Consider the following 21,161-nt stretch of genomic DNA (forward strand, 5'->3'; position numbering starts at 1 on the left):
TCTTCAGGCGGTTCTTTTGTAGCCTGCTGTCAACGAGAGGTCTGGACGTGCCGATACCAGACCGCGTTCAACGAGATCTTCCAGGTGTGCATAGACGGACAGACCTGCTGCGGGATGCAGCGAGGGATTGACCTCTGCATAGAGCTCCGCGACGATCTCCTTTATCGTCCGTTCACGCTCCGAAACCGTCGCAAGGATCGATGCCTCACGGTTGAGGCGGTGCTGTTTCAGATCGAGGACATAGGAATGTGCATCATGGATGCGACCGCCATGCCCTGGAAAATAAGTATTTTCAGAACGATCAAGCATCTTTTCGATTGAAGTCATGTAATCCCGCATCGCGCCGTCAGGTGGCGCGACGATCGAAGTCGACCAACCCATAACGTGATCGGCCGACAAAATGATGTCCTCGCCCTGGATTGCGAAACATAAGTGGTTTGCGGTGTGTCCCGGAGTTGCGATTGTCTCGATGGAGAATTCAGTCGCCGTGAATGTTTCGCTGTCCGTAAGTAGCCGGTCCGGAATGTGTTCTTTGTCGCCGCTGCTGTCGAGCGGATTGACCTCGCCTTCGAACAGGTCGCGAGCTGCACGATGCGGTCCGCATCCTACGATCGGGGCACCGGTCTCGTTCTTGAGCAAACGCGCGCCGGGCGAATGGTCCATGTGTGTGTGGGTTACAAGGATTGCCTCGATTGTAGCACCATCTGCTGCCTTCAAAATGGCGTTCAGGTGACCTGGCAATGCCGGGCCGGGGTCGACTACCACAAGCCGGCGCGATCCCAGCAGGTAACTGTTCGTTCCCCGGAAGGTGAAGGGGCCGGGATTTTCAGCGGTCAGGCGCCGGATGCCGGGGGAAATCTCAACGGGAGTTCCGTATTCCGGATTGAAGTCGCGGTCGTGTTTCATTGAGGGCCGGTTGCAGAAATTTGACTTTTTCCCGAATGAACCTCAAGCAGTTCGGTGGGGATGGCAACCATTTTCGTCAAATTCAGGCAGGCCGGCTATTGAACTCGGGGCCGCGGCGGGCCCTTGCGTCATGTATATGACTTTCGAATCGGCTAGGGCAGCCAAAATTCGATTGAAGACGGAAGGGATCTCATAGGTCGGCCGTTTTCAACTCGGCAAGGTTGCCACTCTGTCCAATTTCGAAGGCGAGCCTCCCGGGACAGGGAACTTTGCCTGCCAATGGGTTACAGTGATTCGAAATAAAATGTGTGCAGCAGCAGAAACTTGGTGGAACAAGAATGGCCGATGAACAGGAATGCCGCTTTGACTTTTTGCTGGACTTGCCGCGGGATCGGGCATTCTCGCTGTGTGTTGACCGGCTCGACGCATGGTGGGTCTCACCTTTTCGAAATCCGGGCGAAGGACAGGTGGAGCCGGGGATCGAGCCATGCGTTGGAGGCAGCTGCTTCGAGATCGACGGCAATGGAAGACAGCGCATCTGGGGAACGGTGCTGTCGATAGAACCCCCGATTTATGTTCGTCTGGCATGGCAGGTTTCCCAAGAGGGCGAGGAAATTGCCGATCCCCTTACGGCCAGCCGCGTTATGGTCAACTTTCGCGAAGCCGGTGAAAAAACCCGCCTTGAAATTGTTCATAACGAATTTCTTCGGCACGGCGAAAAAGGTGAGCAGTATCTGGTGCAGATGCAGCAAGCTGACGGTTGGCCACGGATAATCTCGAACCTGAAGACCGCTGCTGCAAATGTAAGCTGGCGATAAGCGTGCCTTTTGCATTTATATACAAATCAAATGGTCTGTCGCCTGCCTGACATGCTTGGTGTGGTAATTGGGCTGGCACCAGCAACGAGTTGCCCTATTTCGACCTTGCAAATTATTGAGGCGTCGAAATAGTGTCAGCCAAACGTGGTGTACCCCACAGGTTTCCAAACTCACGCTTAGATCCATGTCTTCACCATCATCATTAGAGGATGCCACTGAGCCTCAAATTGCCGCCTCGCCATTTACGAGGATCGGCGAAGCCAGATGGATTTTGCTGACGGCATTCTGTTCTGCGGTCGTCGCCGTTGTCGTTTTTGGTGTCCCATTCTGGCCTGCAGCAGGTGCAGTCCTTCTCATGACTGCGGTTGCCGCCTTTGTTCCAAGGCGGTCCGTGAGCCGACGCGTCAAGTTGAAATCACAGCGCGAGTTGCGGCGGATGTGGCCGGGAACCGGAATGAAGGTGACGGTGGACGCGCTGCCAACGCCGTGTTTCGTTGCCGACGGACGCGGAATTACGCGTTACGTCAACGCCCAGGCACTGGCAACCTATGACGGGGTAAAGCCGGGAGACCCGTTGTCGTTTTCCCTGCGTGCGCCTTCTTTGCTCGAAGCGTTTGATCGTGTCTGCAGTACAGGCGGAGAAGAACGCATAAGCTGGATAGAAAAAGTACCGACGGAATCCTGGTACGAAGCTCATATCGCGCCGATTTACATGCCTGGATCCGGCAACCAGGAACGCTTGCGAGAGCGCCCGGATTTCATTCTTGTCGTTATCCAGGATCTGACGGAAAACCGTCGTCTGGAGCGGATGCGGACAGACTTTGTCGCGAATGCGAGCCATGAGTTGCGCACACCTCTGGCCTCCCTGACCGGATTTATCGAAACCCTCCAGGGTCCCGCCAGGAACGATACCGAAGCCCAGGAACGCTTTTTGTCGATCATGCTGGATCAGGCGGGGCGCATGCGCAGGTTGATTGACGACATTCTTTCTCTGTCCCGCATCGAGCTAAAAGCACATGTTCGCCCTGCTACGGTAGTTGATCTCACCGAGATTATCCGTCACACGGCTGACGCGCTCTCACCGCTGGCAAGGGACCTGGAGGTCGAAATTCGCATCGATGTGCCCGACATTCCGGTCAGGTTGAAGGGCGATCGGGATGAACTAATTCAGGTGGTCGAAAACCTGATCGAAAACGCCCTGAAATACGGCAGCTCCGGCAAAGTCGTTGATGTGCGCGTGTACGAGCAATCCGTTGATCAGGACGCGGACTACTGGGTTCTCTCCGTTCGCGATTACGGAGAGGGAATACCACGCGAACACCTTCCAAGACTGACGGAACGATTCTATCGCGTGGACGTTGAATCGAGCCGGGCCTTGAAGGGGACTGGTCTCGGACTTGCAATCGTAAAGCACATTCTCACCAGGCACCGTGCGCGTCTGGAAGTGGAAAGCAACCCCGGCGAGGGGGCGGAATTCAGGATAAAACTCCCGGCCCTTGAAAACACGGATGGTTCCGCCGAAAAAATATCCGCCTGACGGGTTTCAAAACCTGTGTTTGCCCCTGTGACTATTGAGCCGGGGAAGGCTGACGTCCTCACCTTGAGCCTCGACAGCTAAAAAAACCTCGCGCTTCCGGTCCTTCGCGCGAAGATCGGGAACGACACTTGTTGTCGTGCCACGTGCATTCTTGTTTCCACGCGACGCCGGAATGTCAGGTCATCGGCGAGTTAGACTGCGCAAGGGGCATTCGCCGATTCTGGTGCAAGCGCTGCGCAATCTCCTGTGTAAATAGGCAAATGCAAAAAATATTTATATTTATCAGATAGTTAAATTGTCACAAAACTGAAAAAGAACTGTCATAGAACTCTCATCCATGGGGCCTAGGTTCCCGGCATCGCTCGAGCATTCTAGGGCTCGGCGATCATCTACAAACCTTGACATTCAAAGGGAGCGGTCAAGTGAAATTTTCGACCCTCGTTAGTGCAACCGCCCTGGCTGTTGCTTCCACTGCATTCGTCGGCGCGGCCCAGGCACGCGACCAGGTTCAGGTTGCCGGTTCTTCCACCGTTCTGCCATACGCTTCCATCGTTGCTGAAGCTTTCGGTGAAAACACCGATTTCCCGACACCGGTTGTCGAGTCCGGCGGTTCTTCCGCTGGTCTGAAACGCTTCTGTGAAGGTGTTGGCGAAAACACGATCGACGTCGCAAATGCTTCCCGCAAGATTCGCGAAAAAGAAATCAAGGCATGTGCGGAAGCTGGCGTCAAAGACATCATCGAAGTCCGCATCGGTTATGACGGTATCGTTTTCGCTTCTCAGAAGTCCGGTCCCGCATTCACGACATTTCAGCCGGCCGACATCTTCAATGCTCTCGGCGCGAAAGTTCTGAAAGACGGCAAGCTCGTCGACAACCCGAACAACACCTGGGCCGACTTCAATGCCGACCTTCCGGCAGTTGAAATTGCCGCTTTCATTCCGGGTACCAAGCACGGCACCCGCGAAGTGTTCGAAGAGAAGGTTCTGGCCGTTGGTTGTGAAGCGACTGGCGCACTGCAGGCCATGATCGACAGTGGCATGTCCGAAGACGATGCTGAAGACGCGTGTATCGATGTTCGTGCGGACGGCAAGTCCACTGACATCGACGGCGACTACACTGAAACTCTCGCTCGCATCGACTCCAACCCGAATGGCATCGGCGTTTTCGGCCTGGCGTTCTACGAGAACAACACCGACAAGCTCAAGGTTGCCACCATGGGCGGTATCGCACCGACAACCGAGAGCATCGCTTCCGGCGAGTATCCGGTTTCCCGTCCGCTGTTCTTCTACGTCAAGAAGGCGCATATCGGCGTTATCCCGGGCCTGAAAGAATATGCCCAGTTCTTCATCGCTGATGAAATTGCCGGTGCAGACGGCCCGCTTGCCACTTACGGTCTGGTTTCCGATCCGGAGCTGGCAGCCACTCAGGCTTCCGTTTCCAACGAAGAAACAATGCAGTAATCGAGCTCCTGCTCGATATTCGGGGCGGCATATTCCGCCGCCCCTTTTTCCTTTTTGGACCTTTTTAAAGCTTTCCGGGGGAGCAAATGTCTTTGTTCTGGCTCATCTTGATCGTACTCGCCATAGCCGTGGTGGGGTATGTTCTGGGGCGGGCGCGGGCCATGTCCAGCGCCGGGGGAGTGCGTTCTGCGCTGCACTCCCTTCCGTCCTATTACGGGGCGAACGTAGCAATGAAGGCGGCAGTGCCCGCCCTTCTGCTCCTGATTGTCTGGTTGCTTGCGCAGCCGTTTTACGTCAACAGCGACATTTCGGCGATGATCCCGGACAGTGCGATCAGCGACGGTTCGTCCCGCGGACTCGTCCTGGCTGAAGTGCGCCGGGCTGCACGTGGTCTCGATAATGCTGTTGCCGCCGGTGCCATGACGGAAGAATTCGCGCGCAACGCCCGTGCCGACTTCAACGATATCACCGTGCGTCTAAAGGAAGCCGGCCAGATCGTCACTTCGGAAATCACGCAGCCCGTCTTGCGTGCTGCGCAGCGCTATCGGGTTCTGGCCGCTGCAGGCAATTTCTATATGACAATTGCCGTAATCCTGGTTGCAATTGTCGGCGCACTTTGGGGCCTCAGAGAAACCAACGCTCAGTTCAGGGCGCGGAATACCGTCGAAAAAGGCGTCCGGGTTATTCTGATCGCAGCGGCTTCCATTGCAATCCTGACGACCATTGGTATTCTTCTGTCGCTGGTGTTCAACACCGTTGAATTCTTCAAGCTTTACCCGGCCGCTGATTTCTTCTTTGGTTTGACATGGTCCCCAAGCTTCTCCGGTCGCGGCGGGTCTTCCGAACTGGGTATTATTCCGCTTCTCTGGGGTACGTTCTATATCTCGTTTGTGGCGCTGGCCGTAGCTGTGCCGATTGGCCTGTTTGCGGCAATTTACCTGGCTGAATATGCAGGGTCGAAGGTACGTGCCGTGGCGAAGCCACTGCTGGAAATCCTTGCAGGTATCCCGACCATCGTTTACGGCCTGTTTGCACTCCTGACTGTGGGACCACTTCTTCTATCTGTCTTTGGCGACAACGGCATAGGCATCATGAAGGCCGGTACGGCGGTTATGACGGCTGGCCTGGTCATGGGTGTCATGCTGATTCCGTTTGTGAGCTCGCTCTCTGACGACATCATCAACGCTGTACCGCAAGCCATGCGCGATGGCTCCTACGGGCTCGGCGCAACCAAGTCGGAAACGGTAAAGAATGTCATTCTGCCGGCGGCGCTGCCTGGCATTGTCGGCGCCATACTGCTCGCAGCCTCACGTGCCATCGGTGAAACAATGATCGTGGTTCTGGGAGCCGGGGCGGCGGCGCGCTTAAGCCTCAATCCTTTTGAAGCCATGACCACCGTGACGGCCAAGATTGTCAGTCAGCTGACAGGCGACGCCGACTTTGCATCACCTGTCGCGTTGGTTGCCTTTGCTCTGGGTATGACCCTCTTCGTGGTTACCCTGGGTCTTAATATTGTCGCGCTCTACATCGTGCGCAAATACCGGGAGCAGTATGACTGATGACCGAGACAACTCTTTCTCCCGAGGCTGCCGAAAAGCCGGCCAAATTGCCGTTCAAGTCTAAATCGCTGTACGAAGTTGATGACCTGACCCGCAAGCGAAATGCAGCCGAAAAGCGGTTCAAGACCTATGGAATGGCAGCGATTGGTGTCGGTCTCTTTTTCCTGTTTGTTTTGGCCTACACGATTATCAGTGAAGGCATTCCTGCTTTTACAAAGACTATTGTTGAGGTTGAATTCAGCCTGACACAGGAGCAATTTGACGAAGCCGAAGGCCAGCTCTTCAAGACCAAGGCCTATGAACAGATCTTTATCGGTGCGCTCCAGGGGCAGCTGCAGGAAAGCGGCGTCAGTGTTCCATTTGACGCTACCACCATTGAGCGTATCGTCGGCAAGCCCGGCAACACGATCAGGTCGTTTTTCACTGCCAATCAGGATAAGCTGGGTGGTCCAGCGGCATTTGAACTGGCTGCGTCTTCAAGGGTCGATGGCTACATGAACGGTCGCGTCACCCGCGAAAACATGACTGACAGCCGGTTCCTGCAGAAAACCGATCTGGACCTGGTGGACAATCTGGTTGAAGCAGGTGTCATCAAGACGGTGTTCAACTGGAACTTCATTACCGGGGCTGATTCCGGCGTGGATAATCCGGGGGCTGCGGGCATCGGGGCTTCCGTTGTCGGTTCCTTGTTCATGATGCTTGTTGTTCTTTTCCTGTCCCTGCCGATCGGCGTCGCCGCATCCATCTATCTGGAAGAATTCGCTCCGCAGAACAGGTTCACGGACCTGATCGAAGTGAACATTTCCAATCTGGCTGCGGTTCCTTCCATTGTGTTCGGTATTCTGGGTCTGGCGGTCTTCATTCAGTTCATGCATCTGCCGCAGTCGGCTCCGATCGTTGGCGGACTTGTCTTGACGCTCATGACACTCCCGACAATCATTATTTCGACCAGAGCGTCTCTCAAGGCGGTTCCACCGAGCATCCGCGATGCCGCGCTGGGCATCGGCGCATCCAAGATGCAGGCGATTTTCCATCATGTGCTGCCCTTGGCGATGCCGGGAATTCTGACCGGCACCATCATCGGGCTGGCACAGGCACTTGGCGAAACAGCACCGCTGCTGCTAATCGGTATGGTAGGCTTTGTCGCACGTGGCTACCCGGATGGCTTCATTGCCGGCTTTACCGAGCCGAACTCCGCGATGCCTGCACAGATCTACACATGGGCGGCCCGTGCGGACTTTGCGTTCTACGAAAAAGCCTGGGGCGGAATTATCGTCCTTTTGGTGTTCCTCCTCACGATGAACATTATCGCGATAATCCTGCGCCGCAGGTTTGAGCGCCGCTGGTAAGGATTGATCCGATGAATGAGATGCCGAACATTGAACAGGCGACAGACATGACCGAGACCAAGATTTCCGCTAACAAGGTACAGGTCTATTATGGCGATACCCATGCCATCAAAGACGTGGACATTGAAATTCAGCCGCGGTCGGTAACCGCCTTTATCGGCCCGTCCGGCTGCGGCAAGTCGACATTCCTGCGCACGATCAACCGGATGAACGACACGATTGACATATGCCGCGTAGAAGGCTCGATCAGGATTGACGGCGAAGACATTTATGATCCGAAAGTCGACCCCGTGCAGTTGCGCGCCAAGGTCGGAATGGTTTTCCAGAAGCCAAACCCTTTCCCGAAATCCATCTACGACAACATCGCTTATGGCCCACGGATCCACGGTCTTGCCCGGAACAAGGCGGAGCTCGACGATATTGTCTCCTCCAGTCTTCAAAAAGCCGGTCTTTGGGAAGAGGTGAAGAACCGTCTGGATGAGCCCGGTACCGGGATGTCCGGAGGTCAGCAGCAGCGTCTGTGTATTGCGCGAGCGATTGCCGTCAGTCCGGAAGTGATCCTGATGGACGAGCCGTGTTCGGCACTTGACCCGATCGCAACGGCTAAAGTCGAAGAACTGATCGACGAATTGCGCGAGAATTTCACCATCGTTATCGTGACACATTCCATGCAGCAGGCGGCCCGTGTTTCGCAGCGTACGGCATTTTTCCACCTTGGAATTCTGGTCGAGGAAGGTTCAACGCAGGACATCTTCACCAATCCGAAAGACAAGCGTACGCAGGACTATATCACCGGCCGCTTCGGCTAATCGAATTACCGAAATCTGAAGGGGACACAGGATGTCTGAACATACAGTCTCGGCATATGACGAAGAACTGACGGCAATGGCCGGAAAAGTCGCCGAGATGGGTGGCCTGGCGGAGCGCGCGTTTGCCGACGCGGTGTCCGCACTCGTCACACAGGATCACGAGCTGGCGAAATCGACGATTGAGAACGACGAACGTCTCGATGCCCTTCATCAGGAGGTCGAGATGAAACTCATCGAGATGATCGCACTTCGCCAGCCCATGGGGCAGGACCTACGTGAAATCACCGCTGCCAGCCGTATCGCGAACGATCTGGAACGTGTCGGCGACCTTGCCAAGAACGTCGCAAAGCGCGCCATTGCCATCGACAGCAATCTGAAATCAAAAAAACTTGCCATTGGTGTCGAGCACATGACCGAGCTCGCACTGGGGCAGTTGAAACAGGTCCTCGATGCCTATACGCGCCGCGACGCCGAGGCAGCCCGGCGGGTACAGGAAGCGGATGCGGAAGTCGATGCCATCTATACCTCCCTGTTCCGCGAGTTGCTCACCTACATGATGGAAGATCCGCGGGTCATCACCCAGTGCGTGCACCTGCTTTTCTGCGCCAAGAACATCGAGCGCATTGGCGACCATGCAACCAATATCGCCGAGAACGTCTACTACATGGTCACGGGTGACCGCCTTCCTGAAGACCGCGCAAAACTCGATGAAACAACCGGTGCCGTTTAGCCGTCGGAATTAGCGGGAAATACCCGGCCGGCGTCCTTTTGCCGGCCGACAATATCGGAGCGAGAATGAATGCCGAAGGTGCTTATCGTTGAAGACGAGGAACCGCTCAGCCTTCTTTTGAGATACAATTTGGAAGCAGAGGGATATCAGGTGGAGTCCTGCATTCGCGGGGACGAAGCGGAAATCCGCCTGCGTGAAAGCCAGCCGGATCTTCTGCTGCTTGACTGGATGCTGCCGGGATTGTCGGGGATCGAACTTTGCCGGCGCTTGCGCGCCCGCGAAGACACCGAGCGCCTCCCGGTTATCATGCTGACAGCACGCGGCGAGGAGGCTGAACGGATCCGGGGTCTGTCCACGGGCGCAGACGACTATGTCGTTAAACCTTTCTCCGTCCCGGAATTGATGGCGCGTGTCAGGGCCATTCTGCGCCGAGCGAGTCCGGAAGTCGTTTCGACCATGCTCCGGTCCGGGGACATTGAACTGGACCGCGAAACTCACCGTGTGCGCCGGAATACCAGGGAAGTCCATCTGGGACCGACCGAATTCAGGCTTCTGGAGTTTCTCATGACATCGCCCGGCCGCGTTTTCTCCCGGGAACAACTTCTCGACGGTGTCTGGGGTCATGACGTCTATGTTGATGAACGCACGGTCGATGTTCATGTCGGGCGCCTGCGCAAGGCGCTCAACAAGGGCAAGGCCAAGGATCCGATCCGCACGGTCCGCGGTGCCGGTTACGCGTTCAATGACCAGTTCTCGGTCGCCGGCTGATCCGTTCCAGGACAGGCCCCTTCTGGCAAAGCTCCAATAATGAAAAAGCCCGCCGAATGGCGGGCTTTTTTTAAGACCGGTTCGATGTCTCACATCTTCGCCGTGATGAACTGACCGGGTTTGATGGATACCTCAGGGACGATCGTCATTGGTGCCGAGCCCTTGATCTGCATGTCGATCTGGTAGCGTCCGGCTCCCAGGGGCATCGGTGGCCAGCGGTTGCTGGATGAACCGCTCCAGCTGATGCTGGCTTCCTTGCCCGTATCCAGGTTCTTGGCTGTCACCTTGATTTCACCCGGGATCTGGGTGTCGAATTTGATTCCGGAAGTCAGTTTGGCGTCGACAAAGCCTTTTTCGGATACGGTTATTGTTCCGAAATCGGCTTCGCTGTGATTGTGCTCGGTCAACCTGAGCGCCAGATCATAAGTGCCCGGAGCCAGAAAAATCGGGCCCTGTCCGTCGAACTTGGTTTCGTTGCCGGCCGCATCCGTGACTTTGAGATAATAAATCTGGTCCCAGTCCGCGTTCCAGCTAAGGTTCAGCCCCTGGTCAAGCGCAATCTGAGTGAGCTTACCCTTGTCCAGCGAAATCCGACCCAGATTGACTTCCGCATGGTCATGCTCACTTTGGCGCACGATCAGAGTGTAGTCGCCAGGAGGAACCGGAACAGCGTCCCAGACCCAGTACCAGGCAGCAGGTTCCCGTTTGCGGAAACTGTTCTCAAGATCGCTGTCATTGGTGAGCAATTGCCAGTAATAGGGCTTGTCCTCACCGGTGGGTGGCACGAGCTGAAGGCCGGTATCGATTGCTACCTCAGTCGTCTGTCCGGATGACACCGAGACCACCTCGGGAAGTGTCACTTCCTGGGCACCGTGTTCAAGATGTCTCCAGACCAGCTGATAGGCACCGGGCATCGCCGAGACGCTGTCTTCTGTGACCTTTGCAATCTCGTCGGCTGTTTCCGGGTTCGTTATCTTCCAGTACTTCGGCATTTTCACCCAGTCGGCGAGCTTCAGCTGGATCGTGCCGGGACCTGCAATCTGCAACTGAATTGTGTCGGCTGCCTCGGTGACTTCCGGTGCCTCAACAACGATGGTCTCCTGTGTGGCGATGCTTTCCGTAACTTGTGAAAGAGCCTCGACAAGACCTGATGTGTCGTTGGCCGGGAAGTAGGCGCCGCCGCCCTTTTCCGCCACGCATTGCAACTGCTTCTGTGCGTCTACGTCCACACCATATCCGACAACATGGATCTTGAGGCCGGCATCGGATTTTTGCAATGCTTCAGCGAGCGCGCACGGATCGCCCTCGCAGGTTTCAATTCCGTCGCTGACCAGAACAATGGTCCTGTCGTCTTCCTGTCCCGTCAGCTTTTCTGCGGCAAGGCGCAAGGCTTCGGTAATCGGGGTCTTTCCGCGCGGAGACAAAGAATTGAGCTTGCCGCCGATCGCCGCCCCTCCCGCGGCGGAAATGGGATGAACCAGCTCGATGTCGGAGCAGTCTCCCTTGCGTCTGTGCCCGTAGGCAATCAGTCCTGCATTTACCGAAACCGGAAGCTTCGAAGTAACGCTGCTCAAGACTTCCCGCGCGACGGATATCTTGGGGCGGCCGTCATCAAGACGTCCCCACATAGACCCGGAAGCGTCAAGGATAAACATGGAAGACGGATCAGCCAGGACTTGCGTACCAGTGGTCAAGCCGAATGCGAGAGCAGTAGATGCTGTAAGTATCTTAAGGCTTTTCATCCGATTCCTCTAAAATTCGTAGTTGGCTGGAAGGTCTATCAACCAGTCATTTAGAGAGAGAGTTGCGAAATAGTTACTTGAACTTTCTCTCGATCGGCCTCAGGTTAGAAGAGAACGGAAGTTTATCTGTAATATTGGTCACAATTCCGTATATCTACGGGAATATCTTGAAGGTATCGCTAAGTAAGGTAAACAAACAAAAAAGAGCGACTGTTTGGCAGGCTTTTAAATCTGATGGATCTGCTCTTGACCGACCGGGTGGAGCGCATATTCACTTGCTGTGTCGAAGCAAGAATAGTTGGCGTGCACTGAAAGGCCGTCCGAGTGCATTGGCGTTGGTATCGGTCGGCATGATACCAAGCTGACGCAATCGGTTCCGGCGCGACGATTGTACTCACGCTGGAGCGCGGTCCCCGTCTGGGAAAATTGATGTCGTCAGCAGGCAGGCTCAGGCTCTGACTCCGGGTCGAGGTCCATGGCCTTGAGGGCCCGGTCCAGGCTGATGTTGTTACCGGTCAACAGCGTTGCTGCCGTTCTGCCATCGAGCGTGTCGACGCACTTGCGAAGGGCCGCGATCCCGGCCGCGGCTCCACCTTCAATCAGGCACTTCTCATGCGTAAGCGCGTATCTCATTGCGTCCACGATCTCTCGTTCCCGGACTTGTACAAATTCGTCAACGAGTTCGCGGCACATGGAAAATGTGTATTGATTATCGGTCGGAATCGGGCCGGGAAGAGCATCGGCTATCGACGGTTTTTCATCGACTTCGACAATCCGGCCCGCCTTGATGCTTTCCATCATCGCCGCACCGTGTTCCAGGGAAACACCGACAATTCTGATTTCCGGTTTCAGGCTTTTGAGTGCTTTGGCCACACCGGACATCAAGCCGCCGCCGCTGAGCTGAATGAAGACGATTTCAAGATCAGGCCGGTCTGCCAGCAGTTCCAGGCCGATCGTTCCCTGGCCAGCTATCACATGCGGATCGTCGAACGGAGAGATGAAGACGAGATTGTCCCGATCCGCAATGCGACGCGCTTCAGCATCCGCTTCATCTTGGTTCTCGCCGAACACGATCACCTCGGCTCCGAAGTCGTGAAGTCCCTTTACTTTTTCCGGTGGAACGATGTTGGTGACGCAAACAACAGCGCGGATGTTCAATAGCCTGGACATATAGGCGACGGCCCGACCGTGATTGCCGCTCGAAACGGTGATGACACCGCGCGATTTCTGTTGGCCATCCAGCGTGAGCAATCTGTTTGCCGCACCGCGCAGTTTGAATGCGCCCGTATCGTGCATCGTTTCCATCTTGAGCCAGATCGGGGCGTTCAAATCCCTCGACAGTCCATGCGACTTGCGCAAGGGCGTCGGCCGAACAAAGTCCGCAATGCGGTTCTGTGCGGCATGGATGTCTTCCAGCTCCACCATGTTTTCCCGTTTCTCCTGTCTCTGAAACCATTGCAGATTGAGTATTGACAAAATAATCTAAATTAGACAATTTGTCTAGAAATTCGATACGAGCCAGCCAAATCCGGGGCGTCGGCTCGTGGCGTTCTGGCAGAGAGAGACAGATGCGGCTGGTAAACAAGCAGGAAATTCTGGCGCAGATCGACGAATGCGCCGCGCTTGCGGAAATCGAAGAAGCTTTCAGAACCTTTGCGCGAGGGGAGGCCCAGGTCGCGCCGGTAACCCATCTCGCCTTTCCCAAGGCTGATGGCGAGTGCCATATAAAATGCGCGCATCTGGGGGATGACGAGGTTTTCACCGTCAAGCTGGCAACCGGATTTTACGGAAATCAGGAACTGGGTCTGTCTTCCAGCAATGGCTTCATGGCGGTTGTCTCCGCAGCAACGGGAATGCCGCTGGCGATCCTTCTGGACGAGGGCGCGCTCACGGACCTGCGCACGGCTCTGGCGGGTGTCATTGCGGTCCGTGTCGGGGCCCGGCGAGGGTCGACAACGCTTGGAGTTATCGGCACTGGCATTCAGTCACGTTTGCAGGCGATGCTGATCTGCAGGCAATTGGGATTCAGCCGGGTTGTCGTCTGGGGGCGTTCGCCGGACAAGGTCTCTGCCGTGGTCGAAGACCTGAAGGCGGAGATGAGTGATGTCAGCGTTTCGCAAGCGGATACCGTTGAGGCGCTCTGCGCGATTTCTGAGGTGATTGTCACGACGACCGCATCCCGCGAAGCGATCGTCAAGTCCCCTGCTGTCAGGCCGGGTACGCATATCGTGGCGATGGGTGCGGATTCACCCGGCAAGCAGGAGCTGGAACCGGCGCTGTTTTCAAAAGCATCACACGTGGTTGTCGATTCCCTGGATCAATGCACCGAGCACGGCGAAACCGCCAACGCATTGAAGACCGGCGACATTTCCAGGAGCCGGTTGACCCTTCTTGGCGAAGTGCTGCTTGAGGGCGGGCTCGACCGGGCGGAGGAAGATATCACGATAGTCGATCTCACCGGGGTCGCTGTTCAGGATGCTGCCATCGCAAGGTCCGTGTGGCGCAAGCTGAAACAGGCGGAACTGCAAAACCATTGAACAGGTTTTTTTCGGGTCTGGCCCTCGTGCATCAAAACGATACGGATAACTACGAAATGTCAGCTGCAACAACGCGTTTGTCGGTTCAAAACCTTAGCAAATCATTCGGTTCGCTGCGCGTTCTCCACGACATCTCGCTTGCGGCCGATGAGGGTCAGGTGATCACGATTATTGGCTCCTCGGGTTCGGGCAAGAGCACGTTCCTCCGATGCCTGAATTTGCTGGAGGTGCCTGATGGGGGGGCGATATCCCTGGACGGCAGGCCTGTCGCATATTCCAGCAATGCCCACGGTCTGAAGGTAACGAAGGAAGTGCGGGCTCTGCGAACGGCCTTGCCGATGGTGTTTCAGAGTTTCAATCTGTGGCGGCACATGAGTGTCCGCGACAATGTGGCGATCGCTCCGATCCATGTGCTGGGTAAGCCCCGCGCCGAAGCGAATGAGCGTGCACACGACCTGTTGGTGCGTGTCGGCCTCGGTGAACGAATGCACTTTTATCCGCATCAGTTGTCCGGCGGCCAGCAACAGCGTGCAGCGATCGCGCGTGCGCTGGCGATGGAGCCACGCGCGCTGCTGTTCGACGAACCGACATCCGCTCTTGATCCGGAACTGGTTGGAGAAGTTTTGAAGGTCATCGAGGAACTGGCCGCCGCAGGCAACACGATGCTGATGGTGACACACGAAATGGGTTTTGCCCGCAATGTTTCCGACCGGGTGATTTTCCTCGATCAGGGGAGGGTTGCGGAAAGCGGGACGCCTGAAGAGCTTTTTGACGCACCAAGAACCGAGCGCGCCGCTCAGTTTCTGGCGTCCGTAATGTGACTAGGAGGAGGAGTGAAATGAAAAAACTGGTAATCGCGGCAGCGCTTTCCGCATTTGCGGTTTTGCCTGCCGGCGCCGAGACATTGCGAATTGCAACAAGCGCTGACTATCCGCCCTGGGAATCTGTGAATTCTTCCGGTGAAATGCTGGGTTTCGATCTGGATGTCGGCAATGCCATCTGCGCAAGGATCGAGATGGAATGCGAATGGACCAACCAGGCGTATGACGGGCTTTTGCCGGCACTCGTTGCCGGGCAGTACGATCTGATCATGTCCGCGATATCCATCACCGAGGAACGGAAGAACAGCATCGATTTTTCGACCGCATATGCGCAGGCCCCGGCATCGTTCGGTACGCTCGGCGAGAGCTTTGGCGAAATTTCGGACAAATCCGGCCTGCAGGCCGCGATCGACGGCAAGGCGGTCGGCGTGCAGGGGTCGAGCATTTTCGAGCGGGTGGTTGCCGAACATTTCCCGACCGCCAACGTCAAGACCTATCAGCAGGCGGATCAGATCATCGCAGACCTGAAGACCGGCCGGATTGACGCCGCCGTGATGGAAGTTTCAGCCTGGGATGAATTCGGTGGCGCCGACAAGGACGCAAATTTGACCATGTTCGGTCCGTTGATGACCTATGCGGAGTATCCGCAACTCGGTGACGGGATCGGACTGGGGATCGGCAAGGGCAATGCCGAACTGAAAGCCAGGATAGACGATGCGATTGCCGAACTCCTGGCCGACGGCACGATCGCCAAAGCCTCGGACAAGTGGTTCGGCTACGACGTTACGCCCTAAGTCCCGGCAAGATTTCGGATCTCAGGTATCGAAGAGGCAACGCACGATCCTGCGGATGCCTCTTCAAGAAAACAAGGGTCGCAGGGAATGCTTGAGCTGCTGTCATTTGGCAAATCCGGGTGGGGCGACGAGCTGTTGTCGGGCCTCGCAACCACCATGGCGCTTGCAGTTCTCGCATTTGGGGTGGGTCTGGTCTGCGGTCTGCTTCTCATGCTTTTCCGACGCCGGGGAACCATGGCCCGCTATGTCACGGTCAGTTACGTCACGGTTTTTCGCGGCGTCCCGGAACTCCTTGTTCTGTATCTCTTTTTCTTCGGAACAGGCACTGTCATTCAGTCCGTGGCATCCAGTCTGGGATACACCCCGCGTATCAACCTGAGCGGATTTGCACTCGGTGTGTTTGCCCTTGCCGTGATTGCGACCGCCTATGCTGCCGAAGCCTTTCGCGGAGCAGCCAGCAGTATTCCAAAGGGTCAGCTGGAAGCGGCTGATGCCTACGGTTTCGGGCCTGTCAAACGCTTCACCCTGATTGAGCTTCCCCAATTGCTGCGGGTCGCCTTGCCGGCGATGGGAAACATCTGGCTTGTCATGTTGAAGGACACGGCTCTTGTATCGATGACAGCCGTTGCGGAATTGATGCGCCAGGCAAGTGTCGCGGCCGGTGCCACTCACCGGCCCTTTACATTTTATGCCGTGGCAGCGCTGATCTATCTGTGCGTGTCCTTTCTCTCCGAACGGCTGTTCAAGCGAGCTGAAGCCCGGTTTGCGCTCAAGGAAGCAAGCGCATGAATTGGGATCTTCTGCTCTCCTTTGTTCCGCAATTGGTGGCTGGTTTGCCCGTTACGTTGAGCATTCTGGTCTGCAGCCTGGCCATTGGACTTGTCCTGGGAGCACTGTTGTGCTGGGCAAGAATGCGTCGCGCACCTGTCATTGCCCAGGCCGCAGACTTTTATGTACTGTTCTTCCGTGGCACACCGCTCCTGGTACAACTTTTCGCGATTTACTATGGCCTGGGGCAATTCGAAGTCGTTCGCGACAGTTTCGCCTGGCCATTGCTCAGGGAAGCCTGGTTCTGTGCGGTTTTGGCGCTTGGATTGAATTCGGCCGCCTTTACCTCCGAAATCATGCGGGGAGGCATTATCGGCGTTGAGCGCGGACAGATCGAAGCCGCAGAAGCATATGGCTTTTCCCGGCTGCAGATCGCGCGGCTGGTTCTGGGGCCACAGGCAGTGCGTTTCGCCCTGCCGTCGTACAGCAACGAGACCATCCTCATGCTCAAGGGCACGGCACTGGCGAGCACCATTTCGATCATGGATCTCACCGGGATCGCCCGCAAACTGTCGGCGCTGCACTTTGCCCCCTTTGAATCCTTCATTGCGGCAGGAGGAATTTACCTCGTGCTGGCAATGGTTCTGACACTGTCCTATTCGGCGATTGAAAAGCGCCTTGCATGGGAACGAGAGAGGAAAACCAATGTTTCACCCGTTTGACGTTGAACAGTTTCTTTCTGAGCTGGAGCATGGCGTAAAGTACAACTACTCGGAAAGTGGCGTTCATCCCATGACACTCCGGGAGCTGGTCGACCTGGTCGGTCTGGAGCCGGATGTTTTGTGGAACACGATGCTCGACTATCCGCAAGTGAACGGAAGTACGTTTCTTCGAGAGAAGATCTCGGCAATGTATCCGGGAACCAATGCCGACAACGTTCTTGTGACTGTTGGTGCCACTGAAGCCAACACGCTGATTGCCAATACGTTGCTTCAACCGGGCGACAGTATGGTTGCCTTCAGGCCCATCTATGAACAGTTGACCGGTGACGCGCGGAACCGGGGTGTGGATGTGCGCTATGTCGACATGGAAGCCGACAACGGCTGGGCGATAGACCCCGAAGCCGTCATGGCAGCTGTGGGCCCGACGACCAAGCTGATTCATGTCATCAATCCGAATAATCCGACAGGTCGTGTTTTGAGCAATCGTGAGCGCGAGGGTATCATTGCCGCTGCCGCCAGCGTGGGAGCATGGATCGTCGCGGATGAAGTCTATATCGGGACCGAGCGGGACACCGACGAGGCGACCCCCAGTTTCTGGGGAGCATATGACAAGGTGATGGTGCTCAACTCGACCAGCAAGGCCTATGGCTTGCCCGGCTTGCGTCTGGGCTGGCTGGTTGGTCCGGCCGATGCAATCACGGCTTGCTGGCGTCGGCACGAATATGCTTCGGTTGCCACAAGCACTGTTTCCATGAAGCTGGCTGAAGCAGCTCTTGCGGAACCCGCGCGCACTGCGCTCGTCGAGCGGGCGCGCCGTTTGATCAGGACCGGCTTTGAAACACTGACCGAGGCTCTGGCGGTTCATCACAACATCTTCACTGTGGCACCGCCGCATGCGTCGGCAATGTCCTTTGTGCGTTTCAATCTCCCGATCGATTCAGAAACATTGGCCATGCGGCTTGTGCGCGAACAGGATGTACTTGTCATTCCCGGCAGCCGCTTCCATGTTGAAAACCATTTCAGGTTCAGCTCCGCATTGCCCGAGGCGCATCTCAAGGAGGGGCTCCGGCGGCTTAACCTGGTGGTCGAGGACGTACTGAAGTCCGCTTGAACCAATCGGAACGGCGGCAGGCCGCGCGATTTTCGGTGCGACGCTCCTGTGAAATTTCTGAAACACGGATCCACTCATGCTGACCACTTCCCTCGACCTGGACAAGGACGGTGTTCAAAAAGGTTACATCGATGTTCCCGTTTCGCTGGATCTGAGTGCCTGGTCCAACCAGCGTGTGCCGATTTACAGTTTCAAGAACGGGCAAGGCCCGTCTCTCCTGTTGCTCGGGGGCGCACACGGAGACGAATTCGAAGCACCTGTCGTCCTGTCGAACCTTGCCAATGGCGGGATCGATGCGGCGAACATCCACGGACAAGTCATAATCGTTCCGGCATTGAATCTACCTGCTGTGATGAACGGGTCGCGGTTGTCGCCACTCGATGGCGGCAACATGAACAGGGCCTTTCCGGGAAACCCGCGCGGCTCGGCAACGGAGCGCATTGCTGACTTCGTGAGCCGTGAATTGATTTCCAGGGCTGACGTGGTGCTCGATCTGCATTCAGGTGGGCGATCGCTCAGGTTCCTGCCGTCAACAATTGTGCCGATGCAGACTACGGAAACCGCGACCGGTGAAATCCGTGCACTTGCTGCAGCGTTTGATGCCCCGCTCACGGTCATCCTGCGAGAGCCGCAGGTGGAGACTATGATCGATACCGAGGTGGAACGGCAGGGCAAACGGATATTGGCCACAGAACTCGGCGGGTCGGGAACGCTGTCGCAAGAGACACTGCTTGTGACACGAAAGGGTATTGACGGTGTGATGCGGCACATGGGGCTGATGGCGGGCCCGGACAACTGCGATACAACGCAGTGTTCAAAAACGGTGCTCGTCGACGGTTTTCATCACTATGTATACGCCGACGATGCGGGCATTTTCGAGCCTCTAGCCGGACTGGGAGATCGCGTTCGGGAAGGTGATGCCGTCGGCAGACTTCATCTGGTCGACAGGGCCGAGACTGCGCCTGTGGCGGTGAAGGCGCGAACCACCGGATTTCTGTTCTGTACAGCAGGTCAGGGGCTTGTCCGCCGGGGCGATTGCATAAGTGTCATCGGCCATCCGGTTGACTGACACTTTGCCTGCAGGCAAGGCTGGGATAAGAATATTGCAAAATTACTGTGTTTTCAGAGGCATTGAATGAGCCAGGACGCATTGGTGGAACGCACCGCAGTTCCGATCGCGGAAGCGCTGTCGAAACTGCTGGGGTCGAATGTCGAGATCGTCATCCACTCGCTGGCAACCGAAACGGTAGCTTATATCTGCAATCCCTATTCGAAACGGCAGATAGGTGATCCGTCCTATCTCTCCGAACTGGATTTTCGAGAAGATGATGACCGAGACGTCATCGGCCCGCATGAGCGCGTCAACTGGGATGGCCGCGTTGTGCGCACCATAAGTGCTGTCTTGAGAGGCGATGACGGCAAGCCCTTTGCTTTGACATGCTTTAATTATGACCTGTCCGATATCATGGCGGCCCAAAATGCGATCACGGCCTTGATCGGTGCGCCGGTAAGCACCGGAGAGCCGGACGCCCTGTTCAAGAACGATTGGCATGAGAAGATGAACAGGTTCATCGTCGATTGGTGCCGCGACAAGAACAAGAACGTTGACGCCCTGGCGAAGGAAGATCGCCTTGAATTGCTGGGTGAGATTGTTCGCACGGACGGCTTGCGCGAAAAGCATGCAGCTTCTTATGTTGCGCGTGTCCTCAATGTCAGCCGCGCGACGATTTACAACGATATCAAGGTGATCCGTTAGGTTGACCTGAATTTCGATTGCGAGTTCGCAAGACATGAAAAACCCGCCATCGAGGCGGGCATTTTCGTTTTGATTAGCTGATCAGGATGCCCGGGCGATGGATTTGCGTTCGCGCCGCCGGTCCGCGACGGGTTGATAGGCAATCTTGCAGTGATGCGCGCAATAGGGAACGCCCGCATCGGACTGACGGCCACAGAAATAGAAGTCGTCGGTTGCGGGATCTCCGATCGGCCATTTGCACGTCCGCTCAGTCAGCGTGAGAATGGAAGCGCGCTGGGAGATTGGAACAACCAGTTCAGGAAGGCGCTCCAGATTGGGTTTGACCGCAACGACCGGTGCCTGATCGATATCTGCCTTCAGAGCGGTCGCGCCGATTGACTGTGGTTGCTGCGGAGCCCTCTTTGGCGAATTGCCCGGTGAAGCCGTGGAGGTCCGGGGGCGACGAGGTTTGGCACTTGAATTGGACGTTTTCGCACGTCCGGAAAGTCCGAGCCGGTGAACCTTGCCGATCACGGCATTCCGGGTCACACCACCAAGTTCACCTGCAATCTGGCTTGCACTCAGGCCGTCGCTCCAAAGTTTCTTGAGCAGTTCAACCCGTTCGTTCGTCCAACTCATTGCCCGCACCCTTCAGCTTGGCTTTTGCAGCCATTAACCCCGTGTTAAGCATGCATATGCATGCCCAGCGATGGCATATCTAGTGCCTCTGATTGATTTGCCTCACGAGATATCGTGTTTGATGGAGCAGAGGTTACAATAACGTTAATTTGTCAGGCAACCGCTTCACCCAAACCAGTTGGGGAAGAAACGACTTTTCCCCAGTTATGGTAAGGCCTTCGAGAAATTTATGAATTCCCGATTGGAAGCCCCGGCGCAGCAGTACCATTGACAGATAACGGTGCTGACGGTGTATAAGGTTTCCGCTGCGTGCCGCCTCATCGGGGCGGCACATTGCGTTTTTGGCTCATCTGCAC

At 56.1% G+C, this 21,161-nt stretch carries 20 protein-coding genes; 16 read left to right on the forward strand and 4 right to left on the reverse strand.

Going from position 1 to position 21,161, the window contains the following annotated elements; translation table 11 throughout:
- Window positions 1-3: 3 nt before the first annotated feature.
- On the reverse strand, window positions 4-906 hold the full coding sequence (locus LA5095_RS01850; protein ID WP_055111422.1) for an MBL fold metallo-hydrolase: 903 nt from the start codon (window positions 904-906) through the stop codon (window positions 4-6).
- Window positions 907-1,244: 338 nt separating this feature from the next.
- Here LA5095_RS01850 and LA5095_RS01855 point away from each other — a divergent pair, with 338 nt between their 5' ends.
- The 8 genes from LA5095_RS01855 (at window position 1,245) to phoB (ending at window position 9,936) form a co-directional block, all read left to right on the forward strand.
- A complete protein-coding gene (locus LA5095_RS01855) occupies window positions 1,245-1,724 on the forward strand; it encodes an SRPBCC family protein (protein ID WP_055111424.1) in 480 nt (159 codons plus the stop codon).
- A gap of 355 nt (window positions 1,725-2,079) precedes the next feature.
- Window positions 2,080-3,261 (forward strand): ATP-binding protein, encoded by a 1,182-nt coding sequence (locus tag LA5095_RS01860; protein ID WP_208992520.1) that lies wholly within the window; start codon window positions 2,080-2,082, stop codon window positions 3,259-3,261.
- A gap of 422 nt (window positions 3,262-3,683) precedes the next feature.
- Window positions 3,684-4,721, forward strand: coding sequence for a substrate-binding domain-containing protein (locus LA5095_RS01865; protein WP_055111428.1), 1,038 nt, complete (start codon window positions 3,684-3,686; stop codon window positions 4,719-4,721).
- An 86-nt stretch (window positions 4,722-4,807) separates the two neighbouring features.
- Window positions 4,808-6,280 (forward strand): phosphate ABC transporter permease subunit PstC, encoded by a 1,473-nt coding sequence (gene pstC, locus LA5095_RS01870; protein WP_055111430.1) that lies wholly within the window; start codon window positions 4,808-4,810, stop codon window positions 6,278-6,280.
- The gene (gene pstA, locus LA5095_RS01875; RefSeq protein WP_055111432.1) at window positions 6,280-7,629 is read left to right on the forward strand and encodes a phosphate ABC transporter permease PstA; all 1,350 of its coding nucleotides are present in this window, start codon (window positions 6,280-6,282) and stop codon (window positions 7,627-7,629) included. The genes pstC and pstA overlap by 1 nt, the downstream gene beginning before the upstream one ends.
- 11 nt (window positions 7,630-7,640) lie before the next feature.
- A complete protein-coding gene (gene pstB, locus LA5095_RS01880; RefSeq protein ID WP_055111434.1) occupies window positions 7,641-8,438 on the forward strand; it encodes a phosphate ABC transporter ATP-binding protein PstB in 798 nt (265 codons plus the stop codon).
- Window positions 8,439-8,469: 31 nt separating this feature from the next.
- Complete coding sequence (gene phoU / locus LA5095_RS01885; RefSeq protein WP_055111436.1) at window positions 8,470-9,168, forward strand: phosphate signaling complex protein PhoU; 699 nt, start codon at window positions 8,470-8,472, stop codon at window positions 9,166-9,168.
- 69 nt (window positions 9,169-9,237) lie between these two features.
- On the forward strand, window positions 9,238-9,936 hold the full coding sequence (gene phoB / locus LA5095_RS01890; protein WP_029063894.1) for a phosphate regulon transcriptional regulator PhoB: 699 nt from the start codon (window positions 9,238-9,240) through the stop codon (window positions 9,934-9,936).
- A gap of 89 nt (window positions 9,937-10,025) precedes the next feature.
- On the opposite strand, the gene LA5095_RS01895 is transcribed toward phoB, so the two are convergent.
- Together LA5095_RS01895 and LA5095_RS01900 are read right to left on the reverse strand one after the other, a co-directional pair.
- Window positions 10,026-11,678 carry a vWA domain-containing protein gene (locus LA5095_RS01895; RefSeq protein WP_082442728.1) on the reverse strand — a complete coding sequence of 551 codons (1,653 nt, stop codon included), beginning with the start codon at window positions 11,676-11,678 and terminating at the stop codon, window positions 10,026-10,028.
- A gap of 435 nt (window positions 11,679-12,113) precedes the next feature.
- Entirely contained in the window at window positions 12,114-13,103 is a 990-nt protein-coding gene (locus LA5095_RS01900; protein ID WP_055111440.1) for a threonine ammonia-lyase, read from the reverse strand.
- A 143-nt stretch (window positions 13,104-13,246) separates the two neighbouring features.
- Between LA5095_RS01900 and LA5095_RS01905 the strand changes: the two genes are divergently transcribed.
- The 8 genes from LA5095_RS01905 to LA5095_RS01940 all read left to right on the forward strand — a co-directional run bounded on the left by LA5095_RS01905 (window position 13,247) and on the right by LA5095_RS01940 (window position 20,187).
- Window positions 13,247-14,215 carry a Rossmann-fold NAD(P)-binding domain-containing protein gene (locus LA5095_RS01905; RefSeq protein ID WP_055111442.1) on the forward strand — a complete coding sequence of 323 codons (969 nt, stop codon included), beginning with the start codon at window positions 13,247-13,249 and terminating at the stop codon, window positions 14,213-14,215.
- Window positions 14,216-14,271: 56 nt separating this feature from the next.
- Complete coding sequence (locus tag LA5095_RS01910; RefSeq protein ID WP_055112638.1) at window positions 14,272-15,036, forward strand: amino acid ABC transporter ATP-binding protein; 765 nt, start codon at window positions 14,272-14,274, stop codon at window positions 15,034-15,036.
- Window positions 15,037-15,053: 17 nt separating this feature from the next.
- A complete protein-coding gene (locus tag LA5095_RS01915) occupies window positions 15,054-15,830 on the forward strand; it encodes a transporter substrate-binding domain-containing protein (RefSeq protein ID WP_055111444.1) in 777 nt (258 codons plus the stop codon).
- A gap of 87 nt (window positions 15,831-15,917) precedes the next feature.
- Window positions 15,918-16,619 carry an ABC transporter permease gene (locus LA5095_RS01920; protein ID WP_055111446.1) on the forward strand — a complete coding sequence of 234 codons (702 nt, stop codon included), beginning with the start codon at window positions 15,918-15,920 and terminating at the stop codon, window positions 16,617-16,619.
- Window positions 16,616-17,320 carry an ABC transporter permease gene (locus LA5095_RS01925; protein WP_055111448.1) on the forward strand — a complete coding sequence of 235 codons (705 nt, stop codon included), beginning with the start codon at window positions 16,616-16,618 and terminating at the stop codon, window positions 17,318-17,320. Before LA5095_RS01920 ends, LA5095_RS01925 begins: the two co-directional genes overlap by 4 nt.
- On the forward strand, window positions 17,304-18,431 hold the full coding sequence (locus LA5095_RS01930; RefSeq protein WP_055111450.1) for an aminotransferase class I/II-fold pyridoxal phosphate-dependent enzyme: 1,128 nt from the start codon (window positions 17,304-17,306) through the stop codon (window positions 18,429-18,431). Before LA5095_RS01925 ends, LA5095_RS01930 begins: the two co-directional genes overlap by 17 nt.
- 76 nt (window positions 18,432-18,507) lie before the next feature.
- Window positions 18,508-19,500, forward strand: coding sequence for a succinylglutamate desuccinylase/aspartoacylase domain-containing protein (locus tag LA5095_RS01935; protein ID WP_055111452.1), 993 nt, complete (start codon window positions 18,508-18,510; stop codon window positions 19,498-19,500).
- A 66-nt stretch (window positions 19,501-19,566) separates the two neighbouring features.
- Window positions 19,567-20,187, forward strand: a complete 621-nt coding sequence (locus LA5095_RS01940) for a helix-turn-helix transcriptional regulator (protein WP_055111454.1) — start codon at window positions 19,567-19,569, stop codon at window positions 20,185-20,187.
- 81 nt (window positions 20,188-20,268) lie between these two features.
- On the opposite strand, the gene LA5095_RS01945 is transcribed toward LA5095_RS01940, so the two are convergent.
- Window positions 20,269-20,805 carry a GcrA family cell cycle regulator gene (locus LA5095_RS01945; protein ID WP_055111456.1) on the reverse strand — a complete coding sequence of 179 codons (537 nt, stop codon included), beginning with the start codon at window positions 20,803-20,805 and terminating at the stop codon, window positions 20,269-20,271.
- Between the last annotated feature and the right edge of the window lie 356 nt (window positions 20,806-21,161).

The sequence above is a fragment of the Roseibium album genome, from assembly GCF_001404515.1.
GTDB lineage: Bacteria > Pseudomonadota > Alphaproteobacteria > Rhizobiales > Stappiaceae > Roseibium > Roseibium album.

Bases quoted from the DNA above. Each gene is read 5' to 3' on its own strand.
- LA5095_RS01850 (WP_055111422.1), bottom strand. From the start codon at position 906: ATGAAACACGACCGCGACTTCAATCCGGAATACGGAACTCCCGTTGAG.
- LA5095_RS01855 (WP_055111424.1), top strand. From the start codon at position 1,245: ATGGCCGATGAACAGGAATGCCGCTTTGACTTTTTGCTGGACTTGCCG.
- LA5095_RS01860 (WP_208992520.1), top strand. From the start codon at position 2,080: ATGACTGCGGTTGCCGCCTTTGTTCCAAGGCGGTCCGTGAGCCGACGC.
- pstC (WP_055111430.1), top strand. From the start codon at position 4,808: ATGTCTTTGTTCTGGCTCATCTTGATCGTACTCGCCATAGCCGTGGTG.
- pstA (WP_055111432.1), top strand. From the start codon at position 6,280: ATGACCGAGACAACTCTTTCTCCCGAGGCTGCCGAAAAGCCGGCCAAA.
- pstB (WP_055111434.1), top strand. From the start codon at position 7,641: ATGAATGAGATGCCGAACATTGAACAGGCGACAGACATGACCGAGACC.
- phoU (WP_055111436.1), top strand. From the start codon at position 8,470: ATGTCTGAACATACAGTCTCGGCATATGACGAAGAACTGACGGCAATG.
- phoB (WP_029063894.1), top strand. From the start codon at position 9,238: ATGCCGAAGGTGCTTATCGTTGAAGACGAGGAACCGCTCAGCCTTCTT.
- LA5095_RS01895 (WP_082442728.1), bottom strand. From the start codon at position 11,678: ATGAAAAGCCTTAAGATACTTACAGCATCTACTGCTCTCGCATTCGGC.
- LA5095_RS01900 (WP_055111440.1), bottom strand. From the start codon at position 13,103: ATGGTGGAGCTGGAAGACATCCATGCCGCACAGAACCGCATTGCGGAC.
- LA5095_RS01905 (WP_055111442.1), top strand. From the start codon at position 13,247: ATGCGGCTGGTAAACAAGCAGGAAATTCTGGCGCAGATCGACGAATGC.
- LA5095_RS01910 (WP_055112638.1), top strand. From the start codon at position 14,272: ATGTCAGCTGCAACAACGCGTTTGTCGGTTCAAAACCTTAGCAAATCA.
- LA5095_RS01915 (WP_055111444.1), top strand. From the start codon at position 15,054: ATGAAAAAACTGGTAATCGCGGCAGCGCTTTCCGCATTTGCGGTTTTG.
- LA5095_RS01920 (WP_055111446.1), top strand. From the start codon at position 15,918: ATGCTTGAGCTGCTGTCATTTGGCAAATCCGGGTGGGGCGACGAGCTG.
- LA5095_RS01925 (WP_055111448.1), top strand. From the start codon at position 16,616: ATGAATTGGGATCTTCTGCTCTCCTTTGTTCCGCAATTGGTGGCTGGT.
- LA5095_RS01930 (WP_055111450.1), top strand. From the start codon at position 17,304: ATGTTTCACCCGTTTGACGTTGAACAGTTTCTTTCTGAGCTGGAGCAT.
- LA5095_RS01935 (WP_055111452.1), top strand. From the start codon at position 18,508: ATGCTGACCACTTCCCTCGACCTGGACAAGGACGGTGTTCAAAAAGGT.
- LA5095_RS01940 (WP_055111454.1), top strand. From the start codon at position 19,567: ATGAGCCAGGACGCATTGGTGGAACGCACCGCAGTTCCGATCGCGGAA.
- LA5095_RS01945 (WP_055111456.1), bottom strand. From the start codon at position 20,805: ATGAGTTGGACGAACGAACGGGTTGAACTGCTCAAGAAACTTTGGAGC.